Origin of the sequence: Shewanella eurypsychrophilus, assembly GCF_007004545.3 — a bacterium.
GTDB lineage: Bacteria > Pseudomonadota > Gammaproteobacteria > Enterobacterales > Shewanellaceae > Shewanella > Shewanella eurypsychrophilus.
Genome location: NZ_CP045503.2, coordinates 1359044 through 1381329 on the forward strand (window position 1 = coordinate 1359044; position 22286 = coordinate 1381329).

Below are 22286 nucleotides of genomic sequence, written 5' to 3' on the forward strand. Positions count from 1 at the left end.
AAGAGCAAGGTTTGGAACTAATTTTTGTATAAACAACTGATGTCTTTCACCTCTCAAGGGGAATTATTTATCTGGTGTCGTCTCGACTGGCTGGCTCGCTGATATGTGGATCTGCTAAACTCTCTACTGCTCTAATTTTCCATGAAGTGTCCCGAAGGAATAGCCTTAATGAAACAGTATTTAGATCTCTGTAATAGAATTATCGATACAGGTACTTGGATTGAGAATGAACGTACCGGTAAAAGGTGCCTTACAGTTATCAACGCCGATCTTATTTATAACGTCGAAAAGAATGAGTTCCCACTCATTACGACGCGTAAAAGCTTTTGGAAAGCCGCCATAGCGGAAATGTTAGGTTATATCCGGGGTTACGATAATGCTGCTGACTTTCGTCAGTTGGGGGCAAAGACATGGGATGCCAATGCTAACGAGAATCAGGCATGGCTGAATAACACTCATCGTAAAGGTGAAGATGATATGGGGCGTGTTTACGGGGTTCAGGGCAGAGCATGGAGTAAGCCCGATGGCGGTACCATCGATCAGCTTAAAAAAATCGTTGATAATCTTAGTAAGGGAGTCGATGATCGTGGTGAGATATTAAGCTTTTACAATCCTGGTGAGTTCCATATGGGTTGTTTGCGCCCTTGTATGCATACCCACAACTTCTCTTTACTGGGTGACACACTGTATCTTAATAGTTTCCAGCGCTCTTGTGATGTGCCACTTGGCTTGAATTTCAATCAGGTGCAGGTCTTTACATTACTTGCATTAATTGCACAAATTACCGGTAAAAAGCCGGGGCAGGCATACCATAAAATTGTCAATGCTCACATTTATGAAGATCAGTTGGCGCTGATGCGTGATGTTCAGTTAACGAGAGAGCCTTTCTCGCCAGCTTCTCTATCGATCAATCCAGATATTAAGTCACTTGAAGATCTCGAAACCTGGGTGACCATGGATGATTTCGAAGTATCAAATTACCAGCACCATGAAGCGATCAAATACCCCTTCTCTGTTTAAAGTCAAACCTTTCTTAAGTTAGTGCTAATGCACTGATATTTCTGAGCTATCGAGTGCTTAATCTTCTTGAGATTAGCACTCGTTATACATTTTAAGTGCATAACTTTTCATCATTTTCTTCGCTTGTCACTTATGTGACTTAAGTCACAATATTGTTTCTCTTGTATATTTACATTTGCTTGTAGTTTGAACAGTTGATAACTAGTCATTCACTCGCTACACTTAATAGCTCGGAAATACCGATGTTTATAGCAGATGGAATCGAATATTCAATATGAAACTATTCGGCTACACTCAAATCATTAAGATTTATTGGAGCGTAAAATGGAAAAGGCTATAAAGAATTTTTTAGGCCAGGAGTCTGCAGGTGGGATCCTGCTAATGCTGGCAGTTTTATTTGCTATGCTGATGGCTAACTCACCGCTTGCTGGAGTGTATCAGGGCTTTCTCGATACAGAAATGCAGGTTCGGGTCGGTAGCTTAGATATCAATAAGACGCTCATTCATTGGATCAACGATGGCTTAATGGCGATCTTTTTTATGTTGATTGGCTTGGAAGTAAAGCGTGAATTGTTAGAGGGGGCACTTTCAAGTGCAGCTCAAGCATCTTTACCTACTTTTGCGGCGATTGGTGGCATGGTTTTCCCAGCTGGGGTGTATCTGCTATTTAACTATGGCGATCCAATCACACAAGCTGGTTGGGCAATTCCTGCTGCAACCGATATAGCATTCGCACTTGGGATCATGGCGCTTTTAGGGAGTCGAGTTCCGGTTTCACTAAAAGTCTTTTTGTTAGCCTTGGCGATCATTGATGACCTTGGTGTCGTTGTGATCATTGCGCTTTTCTACAGTACAGACCTTTCAACAATCAGCTTAATTGTTGCGGCACTTGCTATTGCCGGCTTAGTGGGGTTAAACCGTAAAGGTGTCACCGCATTAGGACCATATGGTGTTCTTGGAATCATATTATGGATTGCGGTATTGAAGTCTGGTGTACATGCCACGCTTGCCGGTGTGATCATCGCTTTCTGTATACCGCTTAGGGCTAAAGACGGCAGTTCACCTTCGGAAAGTCTCGAACACAGTCTACATCCATGGAGCACTTTCCTTATCTTGCCGATTTTTGCCTTCGCCAATGCGGGTGTCAGCTTAAGCGGCATGAGTCTAGATGCGCTGGTTTCACCCGTTCCAGTGGGGATTGCTCTAGGTCTGTTACTGGGTAAGCCTTTAGGTGTAATGCTTTGTAGCTATATTGCAGTAAAGCTTAAACTCGCCGTATTACCTGATGGTATTGGTTGGAGACACATAGCCCCAGTTTCAGTCTTGTGTGGTATTGGTTTCACCATGTCTATGTTCATCTCATCACTGGCGTTTGTCGGTGAAGGTGCGGTAAATGGAGACTTCGCTAGATTAGGCATTTTAGTTGGCTCACTGTTATCAGCGGTCATCGGTTACTTCTGGTTGTCTAAAGTGCTACCACCTGCAAAGTCGCAGAAAACTACATAGTCAAAAGTTCAGGGAGAATTTATTATGAGAGTTGTTTTTCTTACTTTAGCTTTAAGTGCTGGACTTGTATTTAATGTGCAAGCAGAGCAATTAAATGCCTGTAATACAGATATAGAAAGCGAGACGTGTCAGCATTACTTAGAAGGGGTTGTAGACGGCGCTTTGATCTATAAGCCAAGTGCAACAGGTGCTCGTGTTGAGACCAGTAGCTATGAATCTAGGGCATTAAAATACCGTAGTGGTAAACGTTTTCAGCAAGCCAATCGCACCTATTGCGAGAGCCGCATTCCTGACCGTAGTGTGCTTGTTACTGGGTTAGCAGAGGCATTTAGTGCTGGTAATGTGAATAGTGTTGAGCAACTTAACGGCGTGATAGTCAGTCTAATGGACTGTCAGCGGCTTAAATAATGTCGCATTTAAATTATAACCATCTTTATTATTTCTGGATGGTACATAAAAAAGGCTCGGTAGCGAAAGCTGCCGAGGCTTTATGTCTTGCACCGCAAACGGTTACGGGTCAGATCCGCGTATTAGAGGCTCGTCTAAAAGGTAGCTTATTTAAACGTGTTGGCCGTTCACTTGAGCCTACAGAACTGGGTGAACTCGTATTTCGTTATGCCGATAAGATGTTTAGCCTTAGCTATGAAATGATAGACCTACTCAACTATCAAAAGGATGAAAATATTCTTTTTGAGGTCGGTATTGCTGATGCGCTGTCAAAAGCGCTAGCGAGTCGGGTGTTGTTATCTGTGGTTCCTAGCGATGGTTCGATGCATTTAGCCTGCTTCGAAGCGACTCATGAGAGCTTGATGGAGCGCTTAAGGGAGCACAAACTCGATATGATTTTATCTGATTGTGCCGGTGAATCACTAAAATACCCTGAAATACTCTCTAAGAAACTCGGTGAGTGTGGTGTAGGTTTCTTCTCTGCGGATAAGTACAGCAAGCGGTTTCCCGAGTGCCTCGAAGAGGGCAAGTTACTGATCCCTGGGAAACGTAGCTCACTGGGGCAGCAACTGCGACATTGGTTTGATGAAAATGGCTTAAATGTTACCATTCTCGGTGAGTTCGATGATGCTGCAATGATGAAAGCGTTTGGCTATTTCAAGCAAGGCATCTTTGTGGCTCCGTCAATTTATAAGCAAGATATACTCTCTCATGGTATGCATCTGCTGGGTGAAACATCAGATATTAAAGAGGTGTACCATGTGATGTTTGCCGAACGAATGATCCAACATCCTGCGGTAAAACGTCTATTGGCCACTGATTTTACTGATCTGTTCGAAGGGACTGATGAACAAGTTCAGGGCTTGATATGAGTGAACATCGACTCAAACGGCAACAAAAGGTACACTAGCCCCATCATGAGAAGTAGGAGCTAAATGCGTGTCTGAACCAATGAAAATATCTAGAGTAAGATGGGCTTGCCGACGAGGAATGCTAGAGCTTGATGTGTTGTTTCAACCTTTTGTTGAAAACCACTACGAGCAATTATCTGCAGCGGATAAACATATTTTCGTTAAATTACTCGAAGGTGAAGATCCTGTTCTTTTCGCCTGGTTTATGGGGCATGAAACATGTTCTGATCCTGAGTTAGCCGCTATGGTTATTCGCGTTCGTGGCAGAACAGCACCATAATTTTAATGTCAGCTCCTCATTCGACCAACGGCTCTCGTTGGTCGTTTTTGCTAGTGTTTGTTTAACGTCTTTTCTCATCTGGCCTTATTTTGATAATCTGCTTTATCAAGTGTTCAAATATGTTTTGCTAACAGCCTGCCTAGTATTTTTTATTTACCAGTTTTGGCGATTAAACCGTTGGACTTGCAAGTTCAGCTTAGTCTCAACAGGCGATGGCAGAGTCATTTACCCTACAGTTAATCAGCTTAACTCAGACTGCGATGAGGCCTATTTTGAAAAGTTTACCCTGATTAAAAAGCCTGTAGTTACCCCTTTCGTGGTTCAGTTTTATATTCAGATAGAAGAGGGTAATCGTTCGAGTAAACGCATGATGTTTGTATGGGCGGATATGCTGGACGACACAAGTTATCGTAACTTGTGTCGTCTGCTATTAAATTACAATCGATGAATTATCTGTCAGGCTGCAGAATCGTCGGGGTCGGATTATCCAAAAGCTGAGGATGATCTATGTTGTAATGCAGTCCTCGACTCTCTTTTCGTTCCATCGCACTGCGGATGATCAACTCAGCAACTTGGACCAGATTTCTGAGTTCAAGTAAGTTATTGCTGACTCTGAAGTTACTGTAATACTCTTGGATCTCTTGTTGTAACATTGCACAGCGTCGCAAGGCTCTCTCTAAGCGTTTATCTGAACGAACGATGCCGACATAATCCCACATAAACAAACGAAGCTCATGCCAGTTATGGGCAATGACGACCTCTTCATCAGAATTAGAAACTTTACTTTCATCCCATGCTGGTAATTGGCCTGGCATAGGTATTTTATGTAATAACCCTGCAATGTCTTCACCCGCTGCTCGGGCAAAAACTAAACACTCAAGTAGCGAGTTACTGGCTAAGCGATTAGCACCATGTAAGCCTGTGTAGGCGACTTCTCCAATAGCGTACAAACCATTAAGATCAGTTTGACCGTGTAGGTCTGTCATCACACCACCGCAGGTATAATGAGCGGCAGGTACAACAGGTATTGGGTCTGTGGTGATATCGATACCAAACTCTAAGCAACGTTTATATATCGTTGGAAAGTGTTTAATCACAAAGTCTGCGGGCTTATGAGTGATATCGAGATAAACACAATCCGATCCGAGTCGTTTCATCTCGTAATCTATCGCTCGGGCAACGATATCTCTCGGCGCAAGCTCGGCTCTATCATCGAATTCAGGCATAAATCGCGTGCCATCAGGGCGTCTTAGGTATGCGCCTTCTCCGCGTAGTGCTTCAGTTAACAGAAAGTTTCTGGCATCTGCATGATAAAGACACGTTGGATGGAACTGGTTAAATTCCATGTTAGCGACTCGGCAGCCTGAGCGCCATGCCATCGCAATACCATCACCGGATGCAATATCTGGGTTAGAGGTATATTGATAAACTTTAGAGCTGCCGCCGGTGGCAATTGCTACAAAACGGGCTTTAACCGTTTCTACCTGCTCGACATCTCTATTCCAGACATAGGCGCCTAAAACGCGATTCCCAGACAGGTTTAATTTTCGTGATGTGATGAGGTCAATGGCGTTATAGCGTTCTAGAACTAGGATATTAGGATGTTGTCTAGCTCTGTCTTGCAGTGTGACCTGAACTTCTTTACCTGTTGCATCCGCTGCATGGAGTATGCGTCTGTGACTGTGACCGCCCTCTCGGGTCAAGTGATAAGGCGCATTTGCCGTATCGCCATCGCTGGTTTCTTCTTTATCGAAAGCCACACCACACTGAATGAGCCATTCCATGGATGCTTTGGCATTTTCAGCAGTAAACTTAACCACGGGTTCATCGCAAAGCCCGGCACCAGCGACTAAGGTATCTGCAACATGAGACTCTACGGTATCGTCCTCATCGAATACGGACGCAATACCGCCTTGAGCATAGTAAGTTGAACCTTCACTCAGTGGGCCTTTTGATAATAAAATAACTTGTGATTTTTCAGCTAGATGCAGTGCTAGAGTCAGACCTGCAGCGCCGCTGCCGATAACCAAAATATCAGATTGGTGTTCAACTACTTGTTTCATCAGGTATCATAGTAAGTTCTGTGAGTGTTACCTATGTTAAACCAAGCGGGCTTTTTTGGATAGATTCACGGTTAACAGAAAATAAATTCATTTCGATGTAATTTTTTTAGAACTTTTTCGAAGTTCGCTAGTCTACATATGTGCATATGATTCGAGCGACTGAGAAATCAGTATTTTAGATTTAGGAGTAGTCGGCTCGGATGAGTGGACAAATAAGTGATCAACAACTTGTTGAGCGTGTTCAACAGGGTGATAAAAACGCGTTTAATCTATTGGTATTGAAGTATCAGAACAAAGTGATGAACCTGATTGCACGTTATGTGCGAAATCAGGCTGATGTTGCTGATGTGGCTCAAGAGGCTTTTATTAAAGCTTATCGGGCATTACCAAATTTTAGAGGTGAAAGTGCTTTTTACACCTGGTTGTACCGAATAGCGGTTAATACCGCAAAGAATCATCTGGTTGCTCAGGGGCGTAGAGCTCCGGCAAATGATGTCGATGTAGAAGAAGCCGAATATTACGATGGTAGCGATGCGTTAAAGGAGTTTGCTTCTCCTGAACGTTTGTTAATGGCCGATGATATTCAGAAAGTGGTTTTTGATGCGTTAGACTCATTACCAGAAGAATTAAAAATGGCTATCTCATTACGAGAGCTTGATGGCATGAGTTACGAAGAAATTGCGAGTGTAATGGATTGTCCCGTTGGCACAGTAAGATCACGTATCTTTAGAGCCCGAGAAGCGATCGATAAAAAACTTCAGCCTTTGCTGCAAGAATAGTAGTCTTTACTAATTATAGGTACTTAATATTAGTACTAACACAGGTGACAAATGGATAAATTAGGTCAGGAATGGGTATCCGCTGCCGTCGATGGTGAAACCGACGAGCAGACTTTGGCTGAATTAGCAGCCGATGAGGGTTCACATCAGCAGTGGCGTGATTATCATATGATAGGCGACGCGATGCGTGGTGAACTAGCTAAGTCAATAAACTTAGATCTTAGCGCCAGCATTGCAGCAGCTATCGATAAAGAGCCGACAATTATTGCCCCGGTCAACAAACCGAGTGTCAGTAAGCAAGGCCAGAATAATCAAACAGGTTTCGCTAATGTGATCCCTATGTTTAAACAGTTTGGTCAATACGCTATTGCAGCTAGTGTTGCTTTAGTCGCTGTTGTCGGTGTACAGAATTATAACCAGGAAGCATCAATCGATTCGGCTCCTTTGTCAGTGCTTAATACTCGTCCTTTAGTGGGCAGTGTTACACCAGTAAGCCTGCAAACTGGACCTATACAACAGAATCAAAGTTTCACCAATGATCAGGTTATGGAGCAACGTCAACGCGTTAATGCATATATTCAAGATCATATGCTACAACAAAGATTGAATAATGGCCCCAAAATAGAGGACAATAGTGTTGTTGATTCCATTCCTGTGAGTCAATAGTACTTAATTTGAACTTTATTTAAGGAGTTAGCTTGCGTTTTATTATCTTGGTGCTGTTAGCTTTTAATTTTCCTGTGATGGCACAGGAAGATCTGTCTCCAAAGGCCTGGTTGGAAAATATGAGCCAAGCCTTACGGGAGCAAGAATTCAAAATATCTCTTATTCAATTGCAAGCGGATCATATCCGTCCCCTCGTTTACATCCACGGTAAAGTAGAAGATCAAGAAGTTGCTTTTTTAGAGCACCTTAATGGACCTCCTAAAAATGCTGTTAGAGTTGGAAATACAGTCACCTTTATCGAGCATGATCAACCCGCATACAGCGTAAATGCGAGTCGAATACAAGGTATTCTTCCGCCCGCTTTCGCTGATGATATTTCAAAGCTTGAAGCCGGTTATCAGTTCGTTTTGGGAGGTCGTAGTCGTTTAGCGGGACGTCCAAGCCAGTTAGTGCGTATTATTCCAAATGATGAGTTTCGCTATGGGTATCAGGTTTGGTTAGATATGGAGTCATTTCTTCCACTTCGTTACGATATGCTGACGCAAGATAAAGAATTACTTGAACAGATATTAGTCGTTGAGTTACTTGTACTGGATGAAGCTCCTGCGATTCTAAACGAAGCATATAGGCAAGAATGGCCTGCCGTTGTGTCTCAGTCTAAACGAGATGCCGGTGATGACTGGGCGTTCAAATGGTTGCCTGCAGGTTTTGAAATACTCGTTAAAGATAGTCACAGATTAATGGGCAGTCATGAAGCTGTTGAGTATATTGCCTTAAGCGACGGTATTGCTAATATTTCGGTTTACGTTGCACGCGTAGGTGAAACTAAAATGCCAGAAGAGCTAGTGACGCGAAATGGTTTGTCTTTAGCCACTGAAGTAGTGGGTAACTTTGAAGTCGTTGCTGTTGGTAAGGTGCCTGCTGAGACCTTATCACGTGTTGCTAAGAGTATTGCGATACAATAGTCTTTAGGTGCTAGGTGCTAGGTGCTAGGTGCTAGGTGCTAGGTGCTATAACGTTTGAGGTATTGTTCTATGATGGAAGAGATGGCGAAAGTTATTCATAGCGATGATAAAGGCTGGGTCACTGTCGAGGTCAAAGTCAAAAATTCCTGTAGTCATTGTGATAACAGTGATTCTTGCGGTACCTCTGCAGTAGCATCGGCATTCTCTGCAAAAGTTCAAACCTTCTCCATACAGGCTGATCAGCAATATCAGCCTGGACAGCTATTAAAGTTAGGATTACCGGAAAGTGTAATACTAAAGGCTGCGGCTCTGGTATATCTGCTGCCTTTACTCGGGCTTTTTATTGGTGCAACATTGGCGAATATTTTGCTTGAGCCATTTGTTGTCGAAGTCAGTGATTTGCATGTGATTCCGTTGGCGCTTTTTGGGGCTTATATTGCTTGGTTTTATGCTAAGAGAATCGCTAAGAGAATGGAAGCCTCCAGCCAACCTGTGATTATCTCGAGCCTAGGTCAGAGTCTGTAATTTTAGTTTTATTATCTTGTTCTTTTTTTTCTGACTCGTAGAGCTACAGATCTGCTTCAGGCCCCTAGCTGAGTCATTTCATTTCCCTATTCAGTTTTACGGCATTAGTGCTAATTTTTACTAAGATTAGCACTATGATGAGCGGTTTAGATTGGTATTGCAGCGCCGATCGGGTACAATTCCGCACTTTTAGATAATTCCAACTTTGAGTTAGTCATTTCGCATCATGAAGCACATTAGAAATTTTTCAATTATTGCCCATATTGATCATGGCAAATCAACACTCTCTGACCGTTTGATTCAGTTCTGCGGCGGTCTATCAGATCGTGAGATGGCGGCCCAAGTACTGGACTCAATGGATATTGAGCGTGAACGCGGTATTACCATTAAGGCGCAAAGTGTCACGCTGAATTATGAAGCGAATGATGGTGAGACTTATCAACTGAATTTCATTGATACGCCTGGTCACGTCGATTTCTCTTACGAGGTTTCTCGCTCATTAGCTGCCTGTGAAGGTGCTTTACTGGTTGTAGATGCCGGTCAAGGTGTTGAGGCTCAAACCTTAGCAAACTGTTACACAGCGTTAGAGATGGAATTAGACGTCGTTCCGATTTTGAATAAAATCGACCTACCTCAAGCCGATCCAGATCGTGTCGCCGAAGAGATTGAAGACATTGTCGGTATTGAAGCGGCTGATGCAGTTCGTTGCTCTGCCAAAACGGGTATTGGTATTAAAGACGTACTCGAAGTTATCGTGGCGCAAGTTCCACCGCCAGAAGGTGATAAAGAAGCACCATTACAGGCCTTAATCATCGACTCTTGGTTCGATAGTTACCAAGGGGTCGTGTCACTGGTTCGAATTAAGCATGGTTCTTTGAAGAAAGGCGATAAGTTTAAAGTGATGTCCACTGGACAAAACTATAACGCCGATCGCGTGGGCATATTCACTCCTAAGCAAACTGATACTCAGGAACTTAGAACCGGTGAAGTTGGCTACGTGATTGCGGGGATCAAAGAGATCCACGGCGCACCAGTAGGTGATACTTTGACCTTGGCTAAACATGGTGCTGAAAAGCCTCTTGCTGGTTTTAAGAAGGTGAAGCCGCAAGTTTATGCCGGTTTATTCCCTATCTCGACTGACGATTATGAAAGCTTTCGTGATGCGTTAAACAAGCTAAGTCTAAACGATGCATCCTTGTTCTTTGAACCTGAGACATCATCAGCACTGGGTTTTGGTTTCCGTATTGGCTTCTTGGGCTTGCTCCACATGGAGATCATCCAAGAGCGTCTAGAGCGTGAATACAACTTAGATCTGATCACGACAGCCCCTACGGTTGTGTATGAGATTGTCACTACCAATGGCGAGACCATCTATGTCGATAATCCATCGGATCTGCCTGCGATAAACAGTATCGAAGAGATGCGAGAGCCGATTGTTGAAACAAATATTCTGGTACCTAAAGAATATTTGGGTAACGTTATTACTCTGTGTATTGAAAAGCGTGGTGTTCAAAAGAGCATGGTTTATCACGGCAACCAAGTCGCGATAACCTATGAGTTACCTATGGCTGAAGTGGTCATGGATTTCTTCGACCGCCTTAAATCAACCAGTCGTGGTTATGCGTCACTCGAATATAACTTTGTCCGTTTTGAACCTGCTGACATGGTACGTTTAGATATCTTGATCAACGGTGACAGAGTCGATGCGCTGGCGATGATCATTCATAGAGGCTTGATCCGCTCCAAGGGGCTGGCACTGGTCAATAAGATGAAAGAGCTTATTCCACGTCAGATGTTCGATATTGCCGTTCAAGCGGCAGTGGGTACTCAAGTCATTGCACGTTCTTCGATTAAAGCGATGCGTAAAGATGTCACGGCCAAGTGTTATGGCGGTGATATATCGCGTAAGAAGAAGCTTCTTCAGAAGCAGAAAGACGGTAAGAAACGAATGAAGTCAGTGGGTAATGTCGAAGTACCGCAGGAAGCGTTCCTCGCAGTACTCAAACTCAACGATTAAATCGTTAAGATTTGTTAATAGTGAACAATATCTAGCGCCGCAGTTTGCGGCGCTTTCGTTACTAACGTATAACTGAGCTATCCATCGCTGACATGTGTTTACTGAGACTGCAGTGATAAATAGTTACTTTTTTAAAGCTAGGAGTTAATAATCTATGGCAGCTTATTTTTCCCTCATTTTGGTTATAGTGACCTTGTGTAGTGGCCTTATTTGGATGGCCGACGCATTGTTACTCGCACCTAAGCGTCGAGATAAACTTGCTATGGCCCAGGCCGTCGATGCTGAGATCAGTGAGGAAAATGCCGAGAAGATCATTCGTGAGTCGACTATTGTTGAAACATCACGCTCTATCTTTCCAGTGATCGCATTTGTACTTATTTTACGTTCATTTATTTATGAGCCGTTTCAGATCCCATCAGGCTCTATGATGCCAACCTTACTCGTGGGCGACTTTATCTTGGTGGAGAAGTTCACTTACGGTTTAAAAGACCCTGTGTGGCGCAGCCAATTGGTAGAAAATGGTAAGCCAGAGCGTGGTGATGTTGCCGTGTTTAAATACCCTGTTGATCCTCGTATCGATTATATCAAGCGTGTCGTCGCTCTACCGGGTGATAGAGTGGTTTACCGTAACAAGCAACTTTATATTCAGCCTGCGTGCGCGGAAGGTGAGCAAAGCTGTCCTGAGCTTAAACAAGTGTCTCGCGTTGGAGTTAATCAAGGTGAGTTTTCACAAAATGGCGTGCCACTGTCACGTTATACTGAACAGCTTGGCGAAGTCAGCCATGATATCTTAATCAATCCGCAACGCCCCGATCCTTTGGGCTATTATTACCGTGAAGGTAAGTTACCTGTGGGTGAGTTTGTCGTGCCAGAAGGGCAATATTTCATGATGGGTGATAATCGTGATAATAGTACCGACAGCCGCTTCTGGGGATTTGTTCCTGAGGAAAACCTCGTGGGTAAAGCAGTGGCAATTTGGATTAGTTTTGAATTTGATCGTACTCCGGCAGATTTCCTACCCACTTGGATCCCTAGCGGTGTACGTTTTGAGCGTGTAGGCGGAATTACTTAAGATGGAACCGATTAAAAATATCCCGCGTCTTTGTCGGACGCTTGGTTATGAATTTACTCAGCAAGCATGGTTAGATCAGGCGCTGACTCATAGAAGCGCAAACAGTAAGCATAATGAACGCTTAGAATTTCTTGGTGATTCAATTTTATCTATAATTATCTCAGATGCTTTATATCATCAATTTCCTAAGGTGACTGAAGGCGACTTGAGTCGTATGCGGGCAACGTTAGTCTGCGGCAAGATGCTGGCGGAGATCGGTTTTGAGTTTAAGTTGGGCGACTACCTTAAACTTGGGCCTGGAGAGCTAAAAAGCGGTGGTTTTAGACGTGAATCGATTATTGCCGATGCCGTTGAAGCCATCATTGGGGCTATTTATCTGGACGCTGATATCGAGATATGCAGAGGCTTAGTGCTGAACTGGTATAAATCTCGTCTGGCTATCATTGAGCCGATTAATCAAAAAGATCCTAAGACCTTACTTCAAGAATCACTGCAAGGGTTTAAGAAACCATTGCCTGTCTATAAAGTGACAGATATTAAAGGTGAGGCACATGCACAAACCTTTACTGTTGAGTGTTATGTTGAAGAATTGAAAGATCCCGTTGTTGGGGTAGCGAGTTCACGTAGAAAGGCTGAGCAGATAGCAGCTGCCCAGGTTTTGGAGTTATTAAAGCGATGAGTAAGAAAAAAGCGCCAGCAGGCAATGAAGCGGCCTCAAGTAACGAGGCAAACTTAGATGACTTGCTCGCACAGATGAACAACCCCTCATCTGCAGCAAAGTATGAAGTGACCTATTGTGGCATGGTGGCGATTGTTGGCCGCCCTAACGTAGGTAAATCGACACTGCTAAACAATTTACTTGGTCAGAAGATCAGTATTACCTCTAAGAAGCCACAGACTACACGTCATCGCATCATGGGGATCCACACCGTCGCTGAGCGTCAGGTGGTGTTCATCGATACACCTGGTCTGCATATGGAAGAGAAACGCGCTATCAATCGTCTAATGAACCGTGCCGCTGCCAGCTCATTAGCCGAGGTCAGCTTGGTGATATTCGTCGTTGATGGCATGACCTGGACCGAAGATGACGACATGGTGCTGCGTAAACTGCAAAGCCGTAATGATGGACGTAAAACCGTACTGGCAGTAAATAAGGTCGACAACATTAAGAATAAAGAGGAGTTATTCCCCTACCTTGAGCAGTTGTCGAAGAAGTTTCCTTTCGATGAGATTTTGCCAATCTCAGCGACCAAGGGGACCAATGTACAGCGTATTTTAGAGATGTCGATTGCCTCTGTACCTGAGTCTGTACATTTCTTTCCTGAAGATTATGTGACCGATAGATCACAGAAGTTTATGGCATCAGAAATCGTTCGTGAGAAGCTGATGCGCTTCCTCGGTGACGAACTGCCCTACGATTGCACGGTAGAGATTGAACAGTTCAAAATGATGGAAAATGGCGTCTATCAAATTAACGCACTGGTGCTTGTTGAGCGTGAAACCCAGAAACGTATGGTCATAGGCAACAAGGGCGATCGTATCAAGAAGATAAGCTCGGCGGCTCGCGTTGATATGGAGACAATGTTTGATAACAAGGTCTTCCTAGAAATGTGGGTCAAGGTCAAATCTGGCTGGGCCGATGATGAGCGTGCACTTCGTAGCTTAGGTTATGGCGAAGATTAATAATGCTGACCCTTTTTCACTTCGTGAAGGGGTCATCTTTATTGTGATTGCTTCGCAGTTTTATCATTTCAAAGTCAGTTGCCAAGTAGTAACCATGAGTAGATTTATGCGGTTTGGTCTATGACAGAAGCTATTTTGGTATTAAGTTAATGGAGCGCGGCTATGTGCTCCATACTCGTCCTTTCAAAGATACCAGCGTACTCGTCAATGTACTTGTCGATGGACGTGGGCGAGTCGATTGCGTTGCCAGGCTTGGCAGTGGTAAGAACTCGATAAAGAGTATCCTGCAGCCTTTTCAACCACTCATTTTCCAACTCTCTGGTCGCAGCGCTTTAAAAAACATGAGCAGTGTCGAAGCGGCTAGCCCAGCGATCCCTCTGTATGGTGAAGACAGTTTTGCAGGTTTTTACCTCAATGAGTTATTGGTTCGCTGTATCGCAGTCGATCACGGCGCCGAATCACTATTTTTTATCTATCATAAAACGCTGATGGCCATGGCCAGCGGTTTTTGTGAGAGCCAGCTTAGGTATTTCGAACTCGCATTACTCAAAGAGCTAGGATTGATGCCGACCCTCAGGGTAGATACTGCTCAAGACGCCATCGACGCCGATTACTATTACCGTCTATTACCCGATGAAGGTTTCGTCAATGCCCTTGGGCCTAAGCAGTCGCACTACAGTGGTGAGATGCTGCTAGCATTGGATGAAAATAGGTTAGAGAGGCAGCACCTTAAGCAAGCCAAATATTTGATGCGATTATTACTGGCCCCATGCTTAGGTGATAAGCCACTTAAATCCAGAGCATTGTTCAAATATAAAATGGTATCGCCGTTACCTAAATAGCATCTCTTCTAAATCACATTGTGAAAACGAAATCCGCCTAAATTTTTGTGATTTTTATCGATAAAATGTTATTTATTCATAGTATCTGCTCTTGTATCTATTTTGTCATTTCATCTTTGCATACAACCTGAGTACAATACCAAAATCCGTTTGACGATCTGTAATATAAACAATATAAAGCCGTCGCAAACTCCCCCTATATTTAAAGGACACTCCATGAGCCGCATCTTACTAGGCGTTAATATCGATCACATTGCCACTCTACGTCAGGCCCGTGGTACTTCATACCCAGATCCTGTTCATGCCGCTGCTGTTGCAGAACATGCTGGCGCCGAAGGTATTACTGTGCACCTTCGTGAAGATAGACGTCATATCATAGACAGAGACATCTATCTGCTGGCGAAAACCCTCAAAACACGTATGAACTTTGAGATGGCGGTTACCGATGAAATGTTAGATATCGCCTGTGAAGTTAAACCAACCTACGTGTGCCTGGTACCTGAAAAGCGTGAAGAGCTGACTACTGAAGGTGGATTGGATGTTGCAGGCCAGATGGGCAAGATTGAGGCTGCTATTAACCGTCTTAGCGATGTCGGAGTCAAAGTCTCGCTGTTTATCGATGCCGATAAAACTCAAATTGATGCCGCTGTTGCCGTTGGCGCGCCACTGATTGAAATTCATACAGGCTGTTATGCCGATGCCGAAAACGAAGTGGAAGAGGCTAAAGAGCTTGCTCGTATAAAAGAGATGGCCACATACGCTCACTCGAAAGGCTTAGTGGTCAATGCAGGCCACGGACTTCATTATCATAATGTTAAGCCAATCGCGGCGATCCCTGAGCTGTATGAACTGAACATAGGTCATGCGATCATCGCCCGCGCAGCCATCGACGGTCTAGCGACAGCAGTTAAAGATATGAAGCAACTTATGAACGAAGGCCGTAGAGGCGAATAATTCGTTAGGTTCTAGATACGAGTTCCTAGGTCCTAGGCTTAAACCCTAGTACCTAGGAACTTCTCAGCTTTAAGGAAATATATGATTGTTGGTCTAGGTACCGATATTGTTGAAATTGCACGTATCGAAGAGAAAGTACCGACTGCTGGCGAATTTGAGTCCTTGGCAAAGTGCCGTTTAGCTAAACGAGTGCTGACCGAAGCTGAAATGATACTCTTTATCGCCTCATCACAACCCGGACGTTATCTGGCTAAGCGCTTCGCCGCTAAAGAAGCGGCTGCTAAAGCGCTCGGTACAGGTATTGGCCGCGGCGTTTCGTTTCAGCATATTGCGATTAGCAATGATATCAATGGTGCACCAAAGGTGAGTTTCAGCGGCGGCGCAGCAGAAAGGCTAGCGCTACTTGGTGGTGTGAGAGGGCACATCTCCATTGCCGACGAGAAGCACTATGCAACTGCAACAGTGATCCTTGAATCATAAAGAGTTGAGTCATAAATAGTTGAGTCTTAAGGATAAGACTTGGTATCCTTTTAAGTTGGTATTTGGTAAATGATTGAAGGTTGCACCTTCATTGGTATCTATTACCTGCGGTGAGCGCATGTGTAAGTAATCTCTCGGTACGCTGACTTTTGATTGAATAGAAAGTCCGTCCTTGGGCGCTCTGCGATTTCATCCCTGAAATCGAAGTCCTCGAGCTTACTTACACCCGTTTATCTATCTCTTCGATTTGAGCTTTGATGGTAAGTCTAAGCTTGAATTGGTAACACGTTTATGCCCCAAAGTTAGCTAGCCTTCGAATGAAAACTGGTTACATTTTCTGATTTAGCTTCTAGCTGAGTTAGTATTGGGTAGTGAGTTTTAACTTTTACCTCCATGGTTACCTATCGCTTGCAGCGGGCTTTTATGCAGATGCTGCCGCGAAACGCCGTGAACACTTCCATGTGGGCTCTGCGATTTCATCCCTGAAATCGAAGCTCGCAGCCGCATCCACACTGTGTGTTTTACAGAAAGGGGCATCTTCAACTCGAGCGAAGTATCACCACGGAGCGCTTCGCTTCCACGAAGAACACGGAGGTAAAGATTGAGCTAAAAGTTGAGAGTTGCAAAGACTTTAGCTGTTGCCTTTCTCCGTGTCCTCTGTGTTCTCCGTGGTGAATCGCTTTTGTTAAGTTTTAAAATATCTGTTGAGTTAGGCCGAATGCTCTAGCACGCTTTGTCCAAAAGTGAGTTACGAACTGTGAACACAAATTGTGAACACAAATCGAAGATAAAAAATTCAGGTGTAGATGCAGCTGAGAGCTTCGATGACATGGATGTCATCGCAGAGACTACAGGGATTGTACTTGCGGCGGCTCGCAGAGGTATCTGCACATTAGCCTGCTGCAGGCAATAGATAACAATGAAGTCATGCTTACCAGATAATAACCAAATACCGAATTAGCCCAATGAACCCACAATAGATATTTCAGAAACTTGTTATCCGACAAGTAAACACGTTTTTGTCCAAAAGTGAGCTACAGTCAGTAAAACTCCAATCGAAGAAACAAATAAGCAGGTGTGAACGCGGCTGTGACTTTCGACATCAGGGCCTAAAATGTTCCATACATTTTACCGTCCATGGTGGTCAGATGCTGTCGTAGAGCCTATAGGGACTTTTTCGTTGATAGATGGGGCGGCGTGTCGCAGAAGTGTTTGCACTTTTAGCGAGCCGCAGGCTGTAGATAAAAATTGCGCTCTGGCATTCGACATGAAATCAAATACCAGCTCAGCTCAATGAATCCAATTTAAGAGGATGTTTGCAACTTGCGATCCGGCAAGTTACGTCTTTGCACCATAAAGCCCACTCTGTGGGTGTGGTACATCAGATTGAGAATCACTCGACTCATTCCTAGTTTCAGAACCTTCAGTCTCAAAAGGTTCTGCCTTCTTGCTGATTTTCTGTGCCTGCAAGATGACAAATTTACCGTTTGACTCAACTGTGGTGCAGTTTTTAAAGATACGCTGCAATTTCACGTGATAAGCCAGGTGACGGTTACCGACGACATGTAAGATGCCGCCATTTTTCAGTGCACGCCATGATTGGAGAAACATCTGCCAGGCGATATGGTCGGTAATGGCTTCACCTTGATGAAAAGGTGGGTTACACAGAATCAGATCCGGGCGTACGCCTTCGTTTAAATGGGTCAGGCAATCGTCCCAGCTAAAGGTAGCTTGTTCGCCAGCTAAATCTGGAGTCTCTAAATTATTGAGTTGCCAGTTTTGTCTTGCCGATTCTACCGCCATCTCTGAATCATCGATAAAATGGATATAAGCTTCTGGATATTTTTGCTTAGCATGTAGACCCAATACACCATTGCCACAGCCTAAATCGATGATCGACTTGAAATCGCCTTTGGGCATGTTGTCGAGCATGATGCGGGCGCCAATATCAAGTTTGCTGGCGGCGAAGACATTACTCAGGTTGCTAATCTCTAGCTTTAATTCAGGAATCGTCCAACTAACGCTCTTGGGAGCACTGCGGGCTTGACCATCACTCACACAAGTGATCACTCGGGTCTTCTTCCAAGTTAGGCTGGCACTTGCAGGGCCCAAGTTTTTCGCTAACACTTCCAATAAGGACTTATTAATTGATTTTGCCTTTGCACCAATAAGCACTTGAGTACCTGCTGGTAGCACTTGTGATAAGCGGCTAAGCTGATGGGCGAAATAAGTCAGGTTTTTTGGCAGTTTCATTAATACCAGCTCAACAGATGTCGGTATGTTTTCACGACTGTTAATCCATTGAATATTGTCATTGCTGAGCTTGTTATTGGCTAGGTTTTGTAAGGTGCCTAACTGACTGGTTTTAGCGTCTGTTTCTAATAGTAGCGGCCATTGTTTATCGATAGAGATAAGGCTAGTTGCAAGCGCGCCAAAATTATCATTGATAATAGCAGTACTTACCGCAGCTTGTTCTGTGTCAATTAAGTGTTTGATCAGGTGTTCGTCAGCAGCATCCCATGCCTGTAAATTAGATTCCTGATTGCTAGGATAACGATGTAATTCAAGTTCGATATCTGCCACTGTAAATTGAGTTGTCATAAGTCAAACTGCGCCAATAAAATGAGGGCGCATATTATCGCAGATTTAGTGTTCAAGGTATATATGCTCAATGAGTGTCGCCTCGCAAAAATAACGGTTATATGAGCGGTGGTTTTATGAGTGATGAGAATATGAAACAAAATAGTTTACGTCTAGATGGCGCTGATAAATTAGGCGGGGAAAGTCACGACTCTCAAGAACAGTCAGCTCGAGTGGGATCTTGTGGTGCTCCCTTAACACTGATTAGCCGCTATCTTAATGTCGACCAACAGCAGGCTCTGCTCAAGGAGGCCGTCAAGTATCCATTTGAGTCACCTGAAATTGAGGTGTATGGCAAGCGGCATAAAATTCCCCGTTCTCAAGCATGGTTTGCTGATATCAATTGTGACACATTTTATTCAGGTCTATTGGTTAAAGCACTGCCATGGCCCAAGTATGCAGATAAATTAAGGGCGAAGTTAACAAGAGACTTTAATTTGTTATCTAATGGCGTTTTAGTTAATCGCTATGCCGATGGTACTGAGTCTATGGGCTGGCACAGTGATAATGAGCCTGAATTTGCTGCAGGGAGTGATATCGCCTCGATTACACTTGGCGCGAGCAGGGACTTTGTGATTAGAAATAAACTTACCCATGAAAAGTTCTCGTTCACACTTAAGTCGGGAGATTTACTGCTTATGCACTGGCCGATGCAGGAGGGGTGGGAGCATGCGTTGCCTAAACGTATGAAGGTTACTGAGGCGAGAATTAACTATACCTTTAGACAAGTCACAGCTAATTATTTTGGATCAAACTAGCGTATTGAAGATGTTTTATTTGTTCTTATAGATCTTGAACGAAAAGTGACAAATATGTGGCAATCATTGATCTTTGGTAGCTAAGGTATTAATCTGCCGCCATCGCATTTTGCTTGTTTGAGAGTATTCTGATGTCAGTAGAGCAACTCATTACCGAAAAACTCACCGCAGCCCTGTCGCCTAGCCACCTAGAAGTGATCAACGAGAGTAACAATCACCATGTGCCTCCGAATTCAGAGACACACTTTAAGGTGATTATTACCAGCTCGGCTTTTGAGGGTAAACGCTTACTTGGCAGACACCGATCTGTTAATGAAGCGTTAGCCGATGAATTCGCTAATGGCTTGCATGCGTTATCTATGCACACGTTCACTCCCGAAGAGTGGAGTACAGAATCAAATGTTCCCGACTCACCAAAGTGCAAAGGCTAGAAGCTAAACCCTAGAAGGTAAGCAACGGCTAAATGTGGGACTCTCTATGGAATGAGTCCCACAATCTTTGAATTAATAAATTACCCCCTGTCCACTTAACCAGGGTCATATCATTCTTACCACCTAGATCCTAGAATCTAAAACCTAGTCCCTTCTTTCCATATCCCTTTTTATCATCACAAGCTTTTGTTTATCTATCGCGACAATTCTGTTATCAATATGTTACGTGCGCTTTGTGTTGAGAATGGATGAACCAACTAGAGAAGTTAACCGAGTTGATGGGCAGAGGGGTCAGCTGGTGTACATTATTTATCGTATTGATGACGTTAACCGTTGTCGTACTTCGCTACGTGTTTAATACAGGGGCGACAGCATTACAAGAGTCTGCCTTATATCTGCATGGCGCCGTGTTTACCATGGCCGCAGGCTACACCCTTAAGCATGATGGCCATGTTAGAGTCGATATTTTCTATCGTCGTTTCAGTATTCGTGCTCGCCATTGGGTCGATTTTCTCGGTACGCTACTGCTGTTGATGCCTGTTTGCCTCTTTATTCTCTATTCAAGTTACGATTATGTTTTAGCATCCTGGCGAGTCGGGGAAAGCTCAGTCGAAGCTGGTGGCTTAGCCCATGTGTATCTGCAGAAGAGTTTGCTGCTCTTGTTGGTCGTCAGTCTATTGCTTCAAGGGACCGTTGAACTGGTACGCCACGGTGTCGCCCTGTTTAACAGTGATGACTGTGATTCTGTGAGTGGGAAAGACGGCAAGCCCGGAGGGGATCAATAGTGGCTATTGTGCTTTTTATTGTCGTTTGCTTGGTCTTGATGCTTGGCTACCCGGTGGCACTGACATTAGCCGGGATCGCGCTACTCTTCGCCGGGGTCAGTTCGCTCTTCGGCGTCTTCGACACTAGCCTGCTCGGCGTCCTGCCTAACAGACTTTACGGGGTACTCAATAACCCTATTTTGATGGCAGTACCTTTATTTGTATTTATGGGGGTCGTGCTGGAAAAGTCGAAGATTGCTGAGCAGTTACTGACTAGCATGGCCGAGCTATTTGGTCGTTTCCGTGGTGGGCTCATCTTTAGCGTGTTTTTTGTCGGCATGCTGCTGGCCGCCAGCACAGGCATTGTCGGCGCGACGGTGGTGACAATGGGTTTGATGTCGCTACCTGTTTTATTAAAGCGGGGCTATGACCCGGCATTTAGTGCTGGGGCTATCTGTGCTACCGGCACGCTTGGTCAAATAATTCCCCCTTCGATTGCCTTGGTTTTACTTGGGGATGTGCTTTCAAATGCCTATCAGCAGGCACAACTACAGATGGGGATTTTTAGTCCTAAATCTGTCTCGGTTGGCGATCTTTTTGCTGGAGCCTTAGTGCCTGGCTTGTTGTTACTGGCGCTTTATTGTCTCTATACATTAGTGCTTATTCGTTTTAAGCCTGAACAATTTCCTGAGCCTTCAGAACCCAAGCAACTCGATATCCAATTTCTATTGCAAACTCTGAGTGCGTTAGTTCCACCACTATTACTCATCTTTATGGTACTAGGTTCTATCTTATTTGGGATTGCGACACCGACAGAAGCAGCCTCTGTCGGGGCTTTTGGTGCATTGGTTATCGCTCTTGTGAAGCGTCAGCTCTCCCTCGCTATCTTAAAAGAGGTGATGCTTAACACCACTAAAGTGACTTCTATGGTGTTCTTAATTTTAATCGGTGCTTCAATTTTTTCGCTGGTATTTCGAGGCTTAGGTGGTGAAGTGTTAATTCATCAGTTATTTGAAAATATGCCGGGCGGCGTTATTGGCGCGACATTACTGGTCATGTTAGTGATCTTCCTTTTAGGTTTTATCTTAGATTTCATTGAGATCACTTTTGTGGTGGTGCCTTTAGTGGCGCCAATATTATTGACTATGGGGTTAGACCCCATATGGCTTGGCATCATGATTGCGGTGAATTTACAGACATCGTTTTTGACTCCACCTTTTGGTTTTGCGCTGTTTTATCTCAGAGGCGTCAGCAAAGACTGGGTGACGAGTGGTCAAATATATCGTGGGGTGATCCCGTTTGTGTTGATACAGCTGTTTTTGATGCTGGTCTTGAGTATATGGCCAGCTTTAGTGACCTGGTTACCCGATGCCATCTATCGATAAGTTGAGCTTATCCTAGTTAGCTGTCTAGATGCTCATCATGACTAAATATCTATAGAAACAATTATTAGAGTGTTTATTGATTGTCAGATAAAGGAATA

General features: G+C 44.1%; 23 protein-coding genes. 21 read left to right on the forward strand and 2 right to left on the reverse strand.

Annotated features, from left to right (window positions below):
* Positions 1-168: 168 nt before the first annotated feature.
* The 6 genes from FM038_RS05660 to FM038_RS05685 all read left to right on the forward strand — a co-directional run bounded on the left by FM038_RS05660 (position 169) and on the right by FM038_RS05685 (position 4612).
* Positions 169-1020 (forward strand): thymidylate synthase, encoded by an 852-nt coding sequence (locus FM038_RS05660; protein ID WP_142872354.1) that lies wholly within the window; start codon positions 169-171, stop codon positions 1018-1020.
* Positions 1021-1344: 324 nt separating this feature from the next.
* Positions 1345-2526 carry a Na+/H+ antiporter NhaA gene (gene nhaA, locus FM038_RS05665; protein WP_142872355.1) on the forward strand — a complete coding sequence of 394 codons (1182 nt, stop codon included), beginning with the start codon at positions 1345-1347 and terminating at the stop codon, positions 2524-2526.
* 24 nt (positions 2527-2550) lie between these two features.
* Positions 2551-2934 (forward strand): hypothetical protein, encoded by a 384-nt coding sequence (locus FM038_RS05670; protein WP_142872356.1) that lies wholly within the window; start codon positions 2551-2553, stop codon positions 2932-2934.
* Positions 2934-3845: a transcriptional activator NhaR gene (nhaR, locus tag FM038_RS05675; RefSeq protein WP_142872357.1), complete on the forward strand. Its 912-nt coding sequence runs from the start codon at positions 2934-2936 to the stop codon at positions 3843-3845. The genes FM038_RS05670 and nhaR overlap by 1 nt, the downstream gene beginning before the upstream one ends.
* Before the next feature lie 79 nt (positions 3846-3924).
* Entirely contained in the window at positions 3925-4164 is a 240-nt protein-coding gene (locus FM038_RS05680) for an FAD assembly factor SdhE (protein ID WP_185965786.1), read from the forward strand.
* Complete coding sequence (locus FM038_RS05685) at positions 4145-4612, forward strand: protein YgfX (RefSeq protein ID WP_142872359.1); 468 nt, start codon at positions 4145-4147, stop codon at positions 4610-4612. The genes FM038_RS05680 and FM038_RS05685 overlap by 20 nt, the downstream gene beginning before the upstream one ends.
* A gap of 1 nt (position 4613) precedes the next feature.
* Here FM038_RS05685 and nadB read toward each other — a convergent pair whose 3' ends face one another.
* Entirely contained in the window at positions 4614-6227 is a 1614-nt protein-coding gene (gene nadB / locus FM038_RS05690; protein ID WP_142872360.1) for an L-aspartate oxidase, read from the reverse strand.
* Between the two features lie 200 nt (positions 6228-6427).
* Between nadB and rpoE the strand changes: the two genes are divergently transcribed.
* The 11 genes from rpoE to acpS all read left to right on the forward strand — a co-directional run bounded on the left by rpoE (position 6428) and on the right by acpS (position 16210).
* Positions 6428-7006 (forward strand): RNA polymerase sigma factor RpoE, encoded by a 579-nt coding sequence (rpoE, locus tag FM038_RS05695; protein WP_142872361.1) that lies wholly within the window; start codon positions 6428-6430, stop codon positions 7004-7006.
* Between the two features lie 51 nt (positions 7007-7057).
* Complete coding sequence (locus FM038_RS05700; RefSeq protein WP_142872362.1) at positions 7058-7672, forward strand: sigma-E factor negative regulatory protein; 615 nt, start codon at positions 7058-7060, stop codon at positions 7670-7672.
* 32 nt (positions 7673-7704) lie between these two features.
* Entirely contained in the window at positions 7705-8637 is a 933-nt protein-coding gene (locus tag FM038_RS05705; protein ID WP_142872363.1) for a MucB/RseB C-terminal domain-containing protein, read from the forward strand.
* A 69-nt stretch (positions 8638-8706) separates the two neighbouring features.
* Positions 8707-9162, forward strand: a complete 456-nt coding sequence (locus tag FM038_RS05710) for a SoxR reducing system RseC family protein (RefSeq protein WP_142872364.1) — start codon at positions 8707-8709, stop codon at positions 9160-9162.
* Between the two features lie 226 nt (positions 9163-9388).
* A complete protein-coding gene (gene lepA, locus FM038_RS05715) occupies positions 9389-11179 on the forward strand; it encodes a translation elongation factor 4 (RefSeq protein ID WP_142872365.1) in 1791 nt (596 codons plus the stop codon).
* A gap of 154 nt (positions 11180-11333) precedes the next feature.
* Positions 11334-12251, forward strand: a complete 918-nt coding sequence (gene lepB, locus FM038_RS05720) for a signal peptidase I (RefSeq protein WP_142872366.1) — start codon at positions 11334-11336, stop codon at positions 12249-12251.
* 1 nt (position 12252) lies between these two features.
* Positions 12253-12930 carry a ribonuclease III gene (gene rnc / locus FM038_RS05725; protein WP_142872367.1) on the forward strand — a complete coding sequence of 226 codons (678 nt, stop codon included), beginning with the start codon at positions 12253-12255 and terminating at the stop codon, positions 12928-12930.
* Positions 12927-13934, forward strand: a complete 1008-nt coding sequence (gene era / locus FM038_RS05730; RefSeq protein WP_142872368.1) for a GTPase Era — start codon at positions 12927-12929, stop codon at positions 13932-13934. Before rnc ends, era begins: the two co-directional genes overlap by 4 nt.
* A 149-nt stretch (positions 13935-14083) precedes the next feature.
* Entirely contained in the window at positions 14084-14776 is a 693-nt protein-coding gene (recO, locus tag FM038_RS05735) for a DNA repair protein RecO (protein WP_142872369.1), read from the forward strand.
* 216 nt (positions 14777-14992) lie between these two features.
* Positions 14993-15730: a pyridoxine 5'-phosphate synthase gene (gene pdxJ, locus FM038_RS05740; RefSeq protein ID WP_142872370.1), complete on the forward strand. Its 738-nt coding sequence runs from the start codon at positions 14993-14995 to the stop codon at positions 15728-15730.
* 81 nt (positions 15731-15811) lie between these two features.
* Positions 15812-16210, forward strand: coding sequence for a holo-ACP synthase (acpS, locus tag FM038_RS05745; protein ID WP_142872371.1), 399 nt, complete (start codon positions 15812-15814; stop codon positions 16208-16210).
* A 1338-nt stretch (positions 16211-17548) separates the two neighbouring features.
* Here acpS and FM038_RS05750 read toward each other — a convergent pair.
* A complete protein-coding gene (locus tag FM038_RS05750) occupies positions 17549-18811 on the reverse strand; it encodes a methyltransferase (RefSeq protein ID WP_142872372.1) in 1263 nt (420 codons plus the stop codon).
* Between the two features lie 116 nt (positions 18812-18927).
* Between FM038_RS05750 and FM038_RS05755 the strand changes: the two genes are divergently transcribed.
* The 4 genes from FM038_RS05755 to FM038_RS05770 all read left to right on the forward strand — a co-directional run bounded on the left by FM038_RS05755 (position 18928) and on the right by FM038_RS05770 (position 22188).
* On the forward strand, positions 18928-19608 hold the full coding sequence (locus FM038_RS05755; RefSeq protein ID WP_223293008.1) for an alpha-ketoglutarate-dependent dioxygenase AlkB family protein: 681 nt from the start codon (positions 18928-18930) through the stop codon (positions 19606-19608).
* Positions 19609-19739: 131 nt separating this feature from the next.
* Positions 19740-20039: a BolA family protein gene (locus FM038_RS05760; RefSeq protein ID WP_142872373.1), complete on the forward strand. Its 300-nt coding sequence runs from the start codon at positions 19740-19742 to the stop codon at positions 20037-20039.
* 248 nt (positions 20040-20287) lie between these two features.
* Positions 20288-20824, forward strand: a complete 537-nt coding sequence (locus FM038_RS05765) for a TRAP transporter small permease subunit (RefSeq protein ID WP_142872374.1) — start codon at positions 20288-20290, stop codon at positions 20822-20824.
* Between the two features lie 38 nt (positions 20825-20862).
* Entirely contained in the window at positions 20863-22188 is a 1326-nt protein-coding gene (locus FM038_RS05770) for a TRAP transporter large permease (protein WP_419555639.1), read from the forward strand.
* Positions 22189-22286 lie beyond the last annotated feature (98 nt).